We start from the raw sequence: 13,726 nt of genomic DNA on the forward strand, positions 1-13,726 counted from the left end.
TTTGCAATTAAATCCATTAACACCGAAATTCTGAGAATATACATTAGGCAAATCTTTCCAATCTGTAATTTTTGACGAGGAAATGGCATGCAATTGGATTTTATTTATCACGGAACAAACCTGCTTCAAAACCGCTTACTTTGCTGTTTGTATACTCTCTTATTATGTTTACCAGCTCATGCGATCGCTGATGAATGGATATATACGGTAAAACCCGGGGACAATCTATGGAATCTGTCGGAGCGTCATCTGACAGGTGTACAGTATGTCCAGCGTTTACAAAAGTTGAATCGCATCGAAGACCCTTATGTCATTCCTCCAGGCAAGAAACTCAGAATACCGGTTGCCTGGTCACGTATATCCGATGCAGTTACTGCACGAGTCATCCATGTCCAGGGCACAGTACTCATTGAACGTAGCAACCGTGGTAAAATTTTTGCAGAACCGGGAATGGAATTATATACAGGCGACACTATTCGATCCGAGAATGACTCGTTTGTCACCATTGAGTTCGCAGACAATTCTCGTATGCGCGTTCAGGATAACAGCCGAATTCGTCTGGATAAAATGCGTATATACGGTAATTTTGGCCTGATCGACACGCTGATTCAGCTTGAGCAGGGGCGAACTGAAAACTCTGTACCACATGGCACTCAGCAGGATAAGCGTTTTCGTATTCAAACACCATCGGCTGTCAGTTCCGTTAGGGGCACCGATTTCCGTGTTGGTACAGTTGAAATGCGATCCGGAACCGCCAGCGAGGTGCTATCCGGCATCATCAATGTCAGTGGCTCCAAAAAACACGTCATTGTTCCTGCCGGTTTTGGCACAGTCACTTCCCGGGATGAGCCTCCCATGACACCCGTCGTCCTTTTACCGCCACCTGATTTGTCCGGGACGTCCGGTTATTACGAGAGTCTTCCACTGGTTATTCATTTGAACGCCCTTAACGGGGCCCATGCCTACCGTACGCAAATAGCACTGGATCCGGACTTCGACAATCTTGTTTCTGAATTTACTACAACGACGCTCCCATTTCGCGATGGCGACATACCTGACGGTGAATACTGGCTTCGGATACGTGGCATTGATAAATTCGGTTTAGAGGGAAAAGACGCCGTCATGCCTTTTGCGCTGAATGCCCGCCCCGAGCCACCTTTTGTCACAGCTCCGCTTCCCGGAAGTGCAACGACACCCGACAATCAGGAATTCACCTGGACCAGTCAATCCGAACCGGTACATTATATATTGATGATTAGTAAAAACGCCGATTTTAGCGATCTGGTCTACTATAATCCTGAACTGAAAAAAAATGCCCTGGCGCTATCCAAGGCCGAGTCGCTCGCACCCGGCCATTACTTCTGGCAAATTGCTGCAGTTTCACCAACAGAAGGTGCAGGTCCGTTCAGTGATGCCATGCCCTTCAGAGTCCCTTTCCCCGGTCCCGCTCTGGAAAAAACAGAAATTGATGAGCAGGATCTGACGTTTGCCTGGCGAGCCGCTGCAGAAGGGCAGCGATTTCATTTTCAATTTGCGCGCGACGAATCATTTTCTGACATTATCCATGAAGAAACAACGGAAGCTTCCAGTATCACAATCCAGAAGCCTGCGGGCGGGACATACTTTTTGCGCATCAAAACAATTGAGTCCGATGGTTTTGAAGGGCCTTGGGGGTTGCCACAAATAGTTGAAATACCGCGCGACTTTCCTTACTGGATGATGTTATTGCTGCTTCTCCCGCTGTTAGTGCTGATATGATTGCTCCTCAAAATCCGGGACGCTACATAAATACGTATGTTTTACGTATTACGATACTCCTGACGAGTGTTGGTATTCTAGCGTTTACAGAGATTTTGGAGCGACTTGATTTCATGATCTACGATAAATTATCGACGTTTATCCCCTATTCACAAGATTCGGATGTCGTTATCATAGCCATAGATGATCAGAGTCTCGGTATTATCGGTAGATGGCCATGGCCTAGAGACATTCATGCAGCGTTTATCAACCGTATGAATTTGATTGACAATCAGCGTCTCGCTCTTGATCTGCTTTTTTCAGAACCGCAATCCAGCAATCCGCATGCCGATCAGTTACTGGCTTCGGCGATTGCATCGCATGGCAATATCGTGCTCCCACTGGCACCGGTATCCACAGCGCACACCGATTCGATTCACATCGTCGCTCCGCTTCCGCTTTTCAGAAATCACGCCATAATGGGGCATGCCGATGTAGAAATTGATAGTGATGGCGTAGTCCGGCGCGTGTTTCTCAACGCCGGCATTAATTCTCCGACATGGCCCGCCTTGGCGCAGGCACTGATCAGTCCGGCATCAGCAAAACAGGATTTTCTCCGAGAAGAAGATGAAAAACCGTCAGAACAAAGTAAACAATGGTATCGTGCCGATGAAGTATTAATACCCTATCTCGGCAGACCTGGCAGTTTTACTCAGATATCCTACGCAAGTGTTCTATTCGATGATGATATTCTCGCCAGCCTGAAAGACAAGACAATCATTGTCGGAATGACCGCTGCAGGTATCGGAACACGTTTTGCAACGCCGGTATCTTCCTTGAACCATCAGTTCATGTCGGGAGCCGAGTGGCATGCGAATGTTTACTCAATGTTGCAGCATGATCGCGCTATACATCCGGTTCCAAACACGTGGGTTGTCATCATCTCTATCGCATGGATCATGCTAGTGCTGCTGGGCATCAGTTTGACAAAAAAAAACCTGACTGTTCCACTACTGACTCTCATGTCGATAATCGGTATTTTTTCAATTTATCAGTTACTTAAATCCGTTCATGTGTGGATCCCCCCCGGCGCGGCCTTACTGGGGACACTGGCGGCTTATCCCTTGGCAAACTGGCGGCACATTAATCAGTTTGTGCGCTCTTTCCTGATCAATAAATTACGTTCCAGCACGGCGCTGGAATCGATAAAAGATGGCGTCATCATAACCGACGCCAACGATCTTGTCGTCTATGTCAACAAAGGTGCAGAGAATATATTGCGTACAGAATTCAAACATATCAAGGATAGAAATCTTCAGCAGATATTGCATATACACTCAAATTGCGCCAGCCAGCCCGACAAAAGCGCCGTGAACAAAATATTGACCCGCGATCCCGACAAGCCCGGTACCCTGGAATGCAACCTGAAAACCCGATATGGCGATGAACGTTCGATAAGAATTACGCGTAATCAATTATATGATGAACAAAAAATGTTGATCGGTTCTGTTATCGCAATTACTGATCTTACCGATACAATCGAACTGGCCCAGCAGGTTGCATACCAGGAAAGTTACGACGCGTTGACCAAACTGCCAAACCGTTCAAAATTATTATCACAGTTTGACCAGATGATCCAGGAAGCTGAAGATACTGGCAAAACAATCACTGTTTTCTTTGTTGCACTGGATAATTTTAAAAAAATCAATGATGCCATGGGACATCAGGCTGGAGATAAATTACTTAGGATGGTGTCTTTCCGTCTGTTTGAAACAGTACGGCACAACGATTGTATTGCCCGCTGGGGTGGCGATGAATTTATTGTGTTGTTCAATCACCTGGATAATATTGATTCGTCTGCTGAAATGGCGCAGCAGATTTTAGATGCCGTTAAACAAAAATTCGAAATTGATGGTATGGAAATTTTTGTCGCCGCCAGTATCGGAATCAGTCTCTATCCGAATGACGGATTGGTCACTGAAACTTTGCTAAAAAGAGCGGAAACGGCCATGCACACTGTAAAACGGGATGGAGGCAACCGTTTTGAATACTATTCTCCCGAATCATCCATAGCGTGGACCCGTGATCGTCTGGAACTGGAAAAGGAACTGCGGACTGCTATTCTTAATGATGAGCTTCAGGTTTTTTTTCAACCCATCATTAATGCCAAAACCCACCAGATAACCCGCATGGAAGCACTGGTTCGCTGGCCGCATCCCACGAGGGGATTTTTATCTCCCAGCGAATTTATCCCGCTGGCAGAAAAGGTTGGTTTGATTGAACAACTGGGCGAACTGGTGCTGAGAATGTCCTGCCTCTCAGCTTATCGACTTCTGCAACAGGGATATCAGGTCAATGTAGCAGTCAATGTTAATCCTCGCCAGTTAATGAATAAAAATTTTCTACAAACTATTTTGAAAACGCTGCAGGATACTCAGTTACCTGCCGGTTATTTGATACTTGAAATCACTGAAAGCTCCATAGTCAATAACATTGAGCGCGTAGGCATTATCCTGAAAACACTCAAGCAGTTGGACATTCTTATTGCACTGGATGATTTTGGCACAGGTTATTCTTCACTAACGCTATTGCGCGAACTGCCGATTGATATTTTAAAAATCGATAAGTCCTTCGTGCGTACACTCGATCAGAATCAAAGCGATCTAACAATTGTCCAGGCCATTATTGGCCTGGGAAATAACATGGGGCTAATGGTTGTCGCAGAGGGTGTCGAAACGGCAGAGCAGAACCAGATATTACTGCAGCATCAGTGCTATCATCAACAAGGATATTATTTCAGCCGCCCTGTTCCCTATAATGCACTGGTTGAATTGATGCACGCCAAAAATAAAAGTCGAACACCTGCGAGGGATCTATACGGGGTCGCCGCGAGTAGTGCGATCCAAACTAGAAAGGCAATAATCCGTTCGGATCACCAATAGCAGCCACCTCTCGGATAGCCTGGGCATACGTTTCATTCTCCCGCAGCTTCACCATTGAAGTAAAATACCTTTTAGCATGCATACGCGCCATTCGAGCGATACTAGTCGCCGAACTATCCCATTGTAGTGTATCCAGTAATTCGTCAACGGCATCGGAATTGTTACAAACCAGAATCATATCGCATCCCGCCTTAAGCGCAGCCGAAGCGCGCGCAACAATAGAACTGTAATACGCCGCACCTTGCATACTTAAATCGTCACTAAAAATGCAGCCTTCAAATTGCAGCTGCTGTCGTAGTATGCTTTCAAGCCATCTGCTCGAGAACCCTGCAGGATATTGATCCACTTGTGGATAAATCACATGCGCCACCATGATGCCAGCCAATCCAAAATTGATCATGCGCTGAAACGGAACCAGGTCGTCCATCTCGATATCAGCATACCGACGCAGATCAACGGATTTCTCAAGATGCGAATCGGCCTGTATACCGCCATGACCTGGAAAATGCTTGCCAACTGCCTGCATCCCGCCGGCTTTCAGGCCGGTCATTAGTGCATGTCCAAGTGTTGAGACAATCTGAACGTCCCGATGAAACGCCCGATCGCCAATGACACTGCTTTGTCCATGATCAATATCCAGTACAGGAGTAAAGCTCAGATCAACTCCGGCGACCACTAATTCAGCTGCAAGTACAAACCCTGCCTGTCTGGCAAGATGACGCGCCCGCACCTGATTCTGATCCCATATTTTCCCCAGTTCACGCATCGCAGGCAATCGGGAAAAATCTGCTTTAAAACGCTGTACCCGACCACCCTCCTGATCAACAGCGATCAGTAAATGCGGTGTTCTGAGTGCTTTAATCTCCTGAGTCAGCGCCATCAGCTGTTTCCGGGAAGTGTAATTTCGCGAAAATAGAATAACGCCGCCGGTCAGAGGGTGCATCAATCGCCGCTTATCCTCATCTGTCAGTTCAGTGGCGCCGATATCCAACATGATTGGCCCAAGAGCCATATTGCTATTTCTCCAGCACAACAAAGGCACAGGCGGCGTTCATTTCATCGCTGATAGACAGGAAATGACCAACAATTCCCTGATCACAAACATACCGGTTGAGTACGGGATGAAATTCAAAATAAGGTCTGCCAAGCTTATCATGTGCAATCGTAATGAAATCAAGATTTACAGGATGACGCAAACCTGTGCCTATTGCTTTTGAAAATGCTTCTTTGGCTGCAAACCGTCCTGCCAGAAACAATACAGGCTTACTACTGCTCTGGTACTCCTGCCATTCAGGCTGCGTTAATATACGACGCGCAAATTTATCGCCGTAGCGCTCTATCGAACGCGCGATCCTCGCCGGATCGACAAGATCGGTACCGATTCCATAAATCACCAACTTGCCTCGGAAATCAACTGTTTCATTTCTCTTACTGCCTTATCAAGCCCCACAAAAATAGCCTGACCGATAATGGCATGACCAATATTAAGCTCCGATACACCTGGGATTGCAGCTATCGCCTGCACGTTCTGGTAATGAAGCCCGTGACCGGCATTAACTTTAAGATTTCGCTGAATCCCAAAAGCAACAGCATGCTTTATTTTCTCCAGCTCTTTGATTCTTGATTCTTCAGTTGTTGCATCGGCATAACTACCCGTATGAATTTCAATGACAGATGCACCCGATTGAGCGGCAGCATCGATCTGTTCAGGATCTGCATTGATGAAAAGTGAAACACGTATACCCGCTTCTTTTAATTGCCGGCAAGCGCGTTTAATCTGTTCAAACTGTTTAACAACATCAAGACCTCCTTCCGTAGTCAACTCTTCACGGCGCTCTGGTACAAGGCATATATCTTCCGGTTTGATGCGCAGCGCAATTTCAATCATTTCAATTGTCACCGCACTTTCAAGATTCATTCGTGTTGTCAGTAAAGTGCGCAACTCTTCCACGTCGCTGTCCTGAATATGACGCCTGTCTTCACGCAAATGCAGCGTTATCGCATCGGCACCTGCCGATTCAGCGATGCGTGCCGCTTCGATTGGGCTCGGATAGATTGTGCCACGTGCTTGTCTGAGTGTTGCCACATGATCAATATTAACGCCAAGTTCCACCATATTGTTTCATTCCACGTTTAAGGTCTTTTAAAGCCAGACTTGTTACTAATCGGTTTTCAAAATGTTGCTTGCCGATTCCTCAGGTGAATTGCTACTAAAGCAGGGTTATTCATGGCCAAGCTGTTTCAAAACGTGCGCATCATTTGCCCATCCGCTACGCACCTTCACCCAAACCTGCAAAAAAACCTTTTTATTAAACAGCAATTCCATTTCTTTACGCGCCTGACTCGAGATCAGCTTCATTTTTTCACCATTTTTTCCAATAATAATAGCTTTCTGACCGGGTTTATCAATCAGAATTGTCGCATATAGCGTGATCAGCTTATCTGTTTCGACAAACCGATCAATAATCACGCTTGTGGAATAAGGTATTTCATCTCCAATCAAACGAAAAAGCTTCTCTCGCACCAGTTCAGCTGCAATAAAGCGGACATTTCTATCGGTTACATCGTCTGCATTATACAAAGGTGGGTTTTCCGGCAAATACGGACGAATTGCATCAACCAGATCCGTCAGCTGCAATCGACCAGCTGCACTGACCGGAGACAACGCCACAAAATCAAATTGCCTGCTCATCTTGTCAAGAAATGGCAGCAACATGTTTTTATCCGTTAACCGGTCAATTTTGTTCACCACCAGTATAACCGGCACTGTCTTGGGTAATCGTTCGAGCACAAGACTGTCTCGCTCATCGAAACGCAACGCCTCAATGACAAATAAAATCACATCGACTTCCTGCATGCTTTGAGCCACAACCTTGTTCATCGCGGTATTCATACGATTTTTGTATCGCACCTGAAAGCCTGGTGTATCCACAAAAATGATTTGTGAATGCTGTTCTGTCAAAATACCGTGTATTCGATAACGCGTTGTTTGAGCTTTCCGGGATGTTATGCTGATTTTTTGTTGAATCAGACTATTAAGCAAGGTCGACTTGCCAACATTTGGCCGACCAACAATAGCGACATAACCGGTGCGAAAATGAGTATCAGACTGCATAACGAGATCTGCTATTCTATATACTTTCCAATACAAGCTATCATCAAAAACGACTAAGAAAGAGAATCAGCAGCGCAGGCAATCTCGTAAGCTTTTTTTGCAGCGGCCTGTTCAGCATTGCGGCGGCTGGAGCCTTCTCCAAACGTACGAATATTGAATTCCGGTATGACACACTCCACTCTGAATTTTTGCTGATGTGCTTTCCCTGTTGTAGTGACCACAGTATATGCCGGCAAATTCAGCCTCTGACTTTGCATTAACTCCTGCAACAGGGTTTTGGGGTCTTTTCCATGTGTGGAATGATCGATTGTTTCAAGGACGGGCGTATATAACCTGGCAATAACAGTCTCTGCCTGGGTAAAACTGCTATCCAGATAAATCGCGCCAATAACAGCTTCCAGAGCATCGGCCAGAATTGACGGCCGCCGGTCTCCTCCGCTTCGGATTTCGCCTTCGCCCAACCGAATCAACTGATCCATCCCCAACTGCATTGCCATTTCAGACAAAGCTTTCTGATTAACCATACTCGCACGCAAGCGGGAAAGTCGTCCTTCAGGAAGGTCATGAAATTTTTTGTAGATTAACGCGGCAACCGCACAATTGAGCACACTGTCACCCAAAAATTCCAGACGTTCGTTGTGCACTATACTGTGACTACGATGCGTTAAGGCTTCATGCAGCAACTCGGGGCTGGCGAACTGGTATCCAAGCCGGTTGCAGAATAAATTCACATTGTTTTCCCGATTGGTCTGCATGTTATTTCTATAGTAATAATTTTCAATTTCTTTGCTTCGTCAGTTAGTTTGCATATCAAAATCGAATTCCAAAGAAATATTTGCAAACAGAGGTACTTTTTCTGAATAAACCACACTCAGAATGTTTTGTCCGTTCTCACGGGCTATCGTAATGTCTTTTGCTGTAATCGCCGTAATACCATCGATCTGTGCACGCTTGGAGAATGCAAGCCTGATCTGGGTGGGAGTTGCTTTATTTAGCGTGGAATCACTAGCAACCGCCACCAGATTTTTTTTAATCGATGCATTTTCAATATAAACCGGCGCTACTTTCATGCCCAGCAACACAAACAGAATCAGCACTACAGACCAGAACAGCATACCTGTCAAAGTAACACCGTATTGATTTGCATGTTGCCCACACAGATTCATGACACCTCCCGAGAAAAATGGACCAGACTACTGAATAAACTGACCGATGCGATCAAAATCACCAAAATTCCACCAGATCATAAATGCCTTGCCTACAATATTTTCGTCCGGCACAAATCCCCAATACCGACTATCGCTACTGCTATCCCTATTATCACCCAAAGTAAAGTAGTTTCCGGGCGGAACTGTACAGGTAAATCCAGTTCGGCTGTATTGACAGTTTTCGCGAAAAGGAAACTCGCGCACGCTGGCATATTGCAAGCCATTGACTTCTCGGCTCACCAAAATCGAATGATTGGCTTCTCCAAGATATTCAGTATATTTTTCGGAATAAATGTAACCCAGTCCGGGTTCTACATATTTATAATCACCCTCATACGCCTGCTCAACTATTTGATCATTAATAAACAACTGCTTATTATGATAAGTAACAACATCACCGGGAACACCGACAACACGTTTAATGTAGTCTATGGAAGGGTCCTCAGGAAAACGAAACACCAGAACATCTCCGGCTTCCGGGCTATCCATGTCGATTATTTTTTTATTAATAACCGGCAGCCGAATACCATACACATATTTATTGACCAGGATAAAATCGCCAACAATCAAAGTTGGAATCATGGAACCTGATGGGATCTTGAATGGTTCAATAATAAACGAACGCAAACAGAATACAATTAAAATGATTGGAAAAAAACTCTTAGGATACTCAATCCACCAAGGCTCATCTTCATCCTGCTTGCGTTTATGGCGCCATATTAAATAATCAAGCACCCATACGGCACCGGTAATCACCAGCAAAGAAAACAAAATCAAAGGAAAATTCATGTAATTACCTTTCTGTGTTTTTTTATGTAATTATTATCAGGCAGCCGAGAAACCATCCATGTTGACACTGCTGCGTTAAAAAGTAGCATGTTCGCTTATCACACAGCCCATACATCTCGATTCACCTGCTTTAGCCTTGTTTCTCAACTGCATCGAATATATTGAACGATCAGTCCGGCTTCAATTACATTTCCCTTGGGATTGAATCTTGTATTTTTCGGCATGCTGCCTTTTACGATTTGGCGTCAGTTTGTAAAATTGCCAAAAAAGCTTCCTGAGGAATCTCCACATTACCGACCCGTTTCATCCTTTTTTTACCAGCTTTTTGCTTTTCTAGCAATTTACGCTTGCGGGTGATATCACCTCCGTAGCATTTTGCCAGTACATTTTTCCGCAAAGCTTTGACAGTTTCTCTGGCAATAATATGTGCGCCTACGGCTGCCTGCACGGCTATATCGAACATTTGTCTGGGAATAAGTTGTCGCATTTTTTGCACCAGTTCCCGACCACGGTATTGACTGCTGCTGCGATGAACAATTAACGATAACGCATCGACCCTGTCACCGTTTATCAGTATATCCAACTTGACCAGATCCGATGCACGGAATTCTTTAAATTCATAATCAAGTGATGCGTAACCGCGGCTGGTCGATTTTAGTCGGTCAAAAAAATCCATCACAACCTCATTTAAAGGCATTTCATAGGTCAGCATGACCTGTTTACCCATATATTGCATGTTTTTTTGGATACCACGCTTATTGACGCAAAGGGTTATTACAGCTCCGACATACTCTTCAGGCACCAGAATGGTCGTCGAAATAATAGGTTCCCGAATTTCGGCGATTTTTGACAGGTCCGGAATTTTTGATGGGTTGTCGATTTCAATTACTGATCCGTCCCGCATTTGAATCTGATAGACAACGGTAGGCGCTGTCGTGATCAAATCCATATCATATTCTCTTTCGAGGCGTTCTTGCACAATATCCATATGCAATAGCCCCAGGAACCCGCAGCGGAATCCAAAACCGAGTGCCTGAGAAGTTTCCGGCTCGAATTGAAGAGAAGAATCATTGAGCCTGAGTTTTTCCAGGGCTGATCGTAATGCATCATATTGGTTGGATTCCACCGGATATAATCCGGCAAAAACCTGTGGCTTGATCTCTTTAAAACCCTGTAAAGGTTTTTTTGCAGGATTTTGTGCCAATGTAACGGTATCGCCCACTTTGGCAACGTCAAGATCTTTAATTCCAGAAATTACAAAGCCAACTTCGCCTGCATTCAGTGCATCCCGATTTAAAGACCTGGGTATAAATACACCGACTTGTTCACAAAGATGGGTAACGTTGCTGGCCATCAACAGAATCTTGTCTCCGGGTTTGAGTACGCCGTCGAAAATACGCACCAGTATGACGACACCGACATAATTATCGAACCAGGAATCAATAATGAGCGCTTTTAACGGCGCATCAGAATCACCCACCGGAGCTGGAATCCGGCTCACAACAGACTCTAGGACTGCTTCTATACCAACGCCCGTTTTGGCACTGACATGTAAAGCGTTATGCGCATCTATGCCAATAACATCCTCGATATTTTCAATGACTCTTTCAGGATCGGCGGCCGGCAAATCAATTTTATTCAGAACAGGTACCACCTCTACGCCCTGATCGATTGCAGTGTAGCAATTTGCAACAGTCTGCGCTTCCACGCCTTGAGATGCATCAACCACCAGTAAAGCACCTTCACAAGCAGCCAAGGATCGTGAAACTTCATACGAGAAATCCACATGGCCGGGCGTATCAATCAAATTAAGCAGGTAGATCTCGCCATCTCTCGCTTTATACTGCAACGCGACTGTCTGTGCCTTAATGGTAATACCTCTTTCACGCTCCAGATCCATAGAATCCAGAACCTGCTCTTCCATTTCCCGTTCCGACAGACCCCCACAGTATTGAATAAGACGATCCGCAAGTGTCGATTTGCCATGATCAATATGGGCAATAATGGAGAAATTACGTATTCGCTGCATTATGATTCCGAGGGAATGATCCAACTAGTCAATTGAACAGAAGTTATCTGAGCTCCGGCTATTTAACAGCCGGACCATCCATGATTCTGAATTACGATGCAGCATTTTATCGAAATCTGGCGAGATAATCATCCAGAGCATTCATATCCAGATGATAATGACAGATTATCTCTTGATTGGAGGGTGACACTAAAACGGGTATCTTATCGTTAAATCTACTCACCAGTTCTGGATCCGCATCAATATCAATTACTTTAAAATCAAACGATAACCGTGCCTGACACTCCTTCAGTGCTTGTATCATTTGTGTACATAAATGACACGCTTCACGACTGTAAACAACCAGATCGTCGACAGCCGAATCTGTTTTTATCATGACTAACTAAACACCATTATTCGTCGTTATTTAATTTCATAGTAATAAAGGTCGTCAGATCACCCCGTTTGACCAACAGGGCAATATTGCGTCCGCTTTCCACTTTTTCCAGTAACTGATTAAATTGTTTAACACTACCAATATCTTTACTGTTAAAACCTAAAATGATATCACCTTTGCGCACACCTGATTGGCTTGCAATTCCCGGTTGTATATCTTCCACCAGCAGACCATTTTCTATTTCCAGTTGCTTTTTCTGTTCACCAGTCAATTCGATCAACACAAGTCCCAGACGATTGGATTTATCGGTTTTTTGATTTTGTTTATTTTGAGTGTGCTGATCTGATTCCTCGGTAGGAATTTCCCCAACTTTCAACTGAAGCATCTTGATGGAGCCATCACGCCAGATTTTTACCTTTACTTTCGAGTCGGGCGCTGTATTTCCAACGATGCGCGGCAAATCAGCTGAAGCCTCAACTTCCTCACCGTTGAAAGACAAAATAATGTCACGCGCCTGTACACCGGCGACATCTGCAGGACCATTTTTTTCAACTGACACAACCAATGCTCCACGTGTATCAGACAGACCAAATGAATCAGCCAATTCCTTGGTTACTTCTTGTATTAGCACGCCGATTCTTCCACGCCGAACAACCCCGGATATTTTAAGCTGATCAGCTATATCTGTTGCAACATTGATCGGTATAGCAAATGACAGTCCCATAAATCCGCCTGTTCGGCTGTAAATCTGTGAATTGATACCAACCACTTCACCATGCATATTGAATAAGGGGCCACCGGAATTACCCGGATTAATGGCAACATCAGTCTGAATAAACGGCACATAATTTTCCTGTGCCAAAGACCGTCCTTTTGCACTGACAATACCGGCTGTAACACTGTTTTCAAAACCAAATGGCGATCCAATCGCAACCACCCATTCTCCGACTTTGAGTTTTTCCGGATCGCCTCGATTGACAGTTTGTAAATTTTCGGCGTCAATTTTAATCAACGCTATATCAGTTTTTTTATCAGTACCGATCACTTCACCAATAAACTCACGTTTATCATTCAGTTTAACGGTAATTTCCTCCGCTGACTCAACGACATGCGCATTTGTTAAAATGTAGCCATCAGAACTGATAATAAAACCGGAACCCATTGATCTTGGTTCAGATTTTCTGGGCGTAGCAAATGGCTCCATGTGTCGTCGAAAGAATTCGTAAAATGGTGAATCCTTGGGAAGGTTTGGGATCTCTGGAAAAAATTGGGTAACTGCGTTCTGCTGTGACTGCGTTGTACTAATATTAACGACAGTCGCGCCGTATTTTTCCACGAGACCTGTAAAGTTTGGCAACTCATTCGTCTGAGCAGCAACAATCCCTGTGGTTACAATTAACCACATCCCTATTAAGTTACGCACCATTATTATTAACCTCTGTATTTCCATCATATTTAAGCTGTGTATAACATAAACTAGTTTTTTCTATAAAGTAAAGGAACGGGGAGTTCGTCGCATTTCCCGTCCGG

Annotated in this window: 12 protein-coding genes; 2 read left to right on the plus strand and 10 right to left on the minus strand. The window is 44.7% G+C overall.

All coding sequences use genetic code 11. From position 1 onward, the window contains the following. Positions 1-87: 87 nt before the first annotated feature. Together BMX44_RS06655 and BMX44_RS06660 are read left to right on the plus strand one after the other, a co-directional pair. Positions 88-1,758 carry a FecR domain-containing protein gene (locus BMX44_RS06655; protein ID WP_090630025.1) on the plus strand — a complete coding sequence of 557 codons (1,671 nt, stop codon included), beginning with the start codon at positions 88-90 and terminating at the stop codon, positions 1,756-1,758. Further along, positions 1,755-4,679 (plus strand): EAL domain-containing protein, encoded by a 2,925-nt coding sequence (locus tag BMX44_RS06660; protein ID WP_090630030.1) that lies wholly within the window; start codon positions 1,755-1,757, stop codon positions 4,677-4,679. The genes BMX44_RS06655 and BMX44_RS06660 overlap by 4 nt, the downstream gene beginning before the upstream one ends. Here BMX44_RS06660 and nagZ read toward each other — a convergent pair. The 10 genes from nagZ to BMX44_RS06710 all read right to left on the minus strand — a co-directional run bounded on the left by nagZ (position 4,645) and on the right by BMX44_RS06710 (position 13,622). After that, on the minus strand, positions 4,645-5,691 hold the full coding sequence (gene nagZ / locus BMX44_RS06665; protein ID WP_090630033.1) for a beta-N-acetylhexosaminidase: 1,047 nt from the start codon (positions 5,689-5,691) through the stop codon (positions 4,645-4,647). The two genes, BMX44_RS06660 and nagZ, sit on opposite strands and share 35 nt — an antisense overlap. Before the next feature lie 4 nt (positions 5,692-5,695). Beyond that, positions 5,696-6,073: a holo-ACP synthase gene (gene acpS / locus BMX44_RS06670; protein ID WP_090630038.1), complete on the minus strand. Its 378-nt coding sequence runs from the start codon at positions 6,071-6,073 to the stop codon at positions 5,696-5,698. Then, the gene (gene pdxJ / locus BMX44_RS06675) at positions 6,070-6,795 is read right to left on the minus strand and encodes a pyridoxine 5'-phosphate synthase (RefSeq protein ID WP_090630042.1); all 726 of its coding nucleotides are present in this window, start codon (positions 6,793-6,795) and stop codon (positions 6,070-6,072) included. Before pdxJ ends, acpS begins: the two co-directional genes overlap by 4 nt. A 105-nt stretch (positions 6,796-6,900) precedes the next feature. Then, positions 6,901-7,794: a GTPase Era gene (gene era, locus BMX44_RS06680; RefSeq protein ID WP_090630046.1), complete on the minus strand. Its 894-nt coding sequence runs from the start codon at positions 7,792-7,794 to the stop codon at positions 6,901-6,903. Between the two features lie 53 nt (positions 7,795-7,847). Continuing rightward, positions 7,848-8,549, minus strand: a complete 702-nt coding sequence (rnc, locus tag BMX44_RS06685) for a ribonuclease III (RefSeq protein WP_090630049.1) — start codon at positions 8,547-8,549, stop codon at positions 7,848-7,850. A gap of 39 nt (positions 8,550-8,588) precedes the next feature. Then, positions 8,589-8,960 (minus strand): DUF4845 domain-containing protein, encoded by a 372-nt coding sequence (locus BMX44_RS06690; protein WP_090630053.1) that lies wholly within the window; start codon positions 8,958-8,960, stop codon positions 8,589-8,591. Between the two features lie 27 nt (positions 8,961-8,987). Then, positions 8,988-9,791 (minus strand): signal peptidase I, encoded by an 804-nt coding sequence (lepB, locus tag BMX44_RS06695; protein ID WP_090630057.1) that lies wholly within the window; start codon positions 9,789-9,791, stop codon positions 8,988-8,990. Between the two features lie 232 nt (positions 9,792-10,023). Next, on the minus strand, positions 10,024-11,823 hold the full coding sequence (lepA, locus tag BMX44_RS06700) for a translation elongation factor 4 (protein WP_177167702.1): 1,800 nt from the start codon (positions 11,821-11,823) through the stop codon (positions 10,024-10,026). A gap of 103 nt (positions 11,824-11,926) precedes the next feature. Continuing rightward, positions 11,927-12,196 (minus strand): glutaredoxin family protein, encoded by a 270-nt coding sequence (locus tag BMX44_RS06705; RefSeq protein WP_090630066.1) that lies wholly within the window; start codon positions 12,194-12,196, stop codon positions 11,927-11,929. A 16-nt stretch (positions 12,197-12,212) separates the two neighbouring features. Then, positions 12,213-13,622 carry a DegQ family serine endoprotease gene (locus tag BMX44_RS06710; RefSeq protein WP_090630070.1) on the minus strand — a complete coding sequence of 470 codons (1,410 nt, stop codon included), beginning with the start codon at positions 13,620-13,622 and terminating at the stop codon, positions 12,213-12,215. Between the last annotated feature and the right edge of the window lie 104 nt (positions 13,623-13,726).

The sequence above is a fragment of the Nitrosomonas marina genome (assembly GCF_900110145.1).
Classification (GTDB): domain Bacteria; phylum Pseudomonadota; class Gammaproteobacteria; order Burkholderiales; family Nitrosomonadaceae; genus Nitrosomonas; species Nitrosomonas marina.

Excerpts from the sequence above, each read along its gene's own strand:
- BMX44_RS06655 (WP_090630025.1), top strand. The coding sequence starts at position 88 with ATGCAATTGGATTTTATTTATCACGGAACAAACCTGCTTCAAAACCGC.
- BMX44_RS06660 (WP_090630030.1), top strand. The coding sequence starts at position 1,755 with ATGATTGCTCCTCAAAATCCGGGACGCTACATAAATACGTATGTTTTA.
- nagZ (WP_090630033.1), bottom strand. The coding sequence starts at position 5,691 with ATGGCTCTTGGGCCAATCATGTTGGATATCGGCGCCACTGAACTGACA.
- pdxJ (WP_090630042.1), bottom strand. The coding sequence starts at position 6,795 with ATGGTGGAACTTGGCGTTAATATTGATCATGTGGCAACACTCAGACAA.
- era (WP_090630046.1), bottom strand. The coding sequence starts at position 7,794 with ATGCAGTCTGATACTCATTTTCGCACCGGTTATGTCGCTATTGTTGGT.
- rnc (WP_090630049.1), bottom strand. The coding sequence starts at position 8,549 with ATGCAGACCAATCGGGAAAACAATGTGAATTTATTCTGCAACCGGCTT.
- BMX44_RS06690 (WP_090630053.1), bottom strand. The coding sequence starts at position 8,960 with ATGAATCTGTGTGGGCAACATGCAAATCAATACGGTGTTACTTTGACA.
- lepB (WP_090630057.1), bottom strand. The coding sequence starts at position 9,791 with ATGAATTTTCCTTTGATTTTGTTTTCTTTGCTGGTGATTACCGGTGCC.
- BMX44_RS06705 (WP_090630066.1), bottom strand. The coding sequence starts at position 12,196 with ATGATAAAAACAGATTCGGCTGTCGACGATCTGGTTGTTTACAGTCGT.
- BMX44_RS06710 (WP_090630070.1), bottom strand. The coding sequence starts at position 13,622 with ATGGTGCGTAACTTAATAGGGATGTGGTTAATTGTAACCACAGGGATT.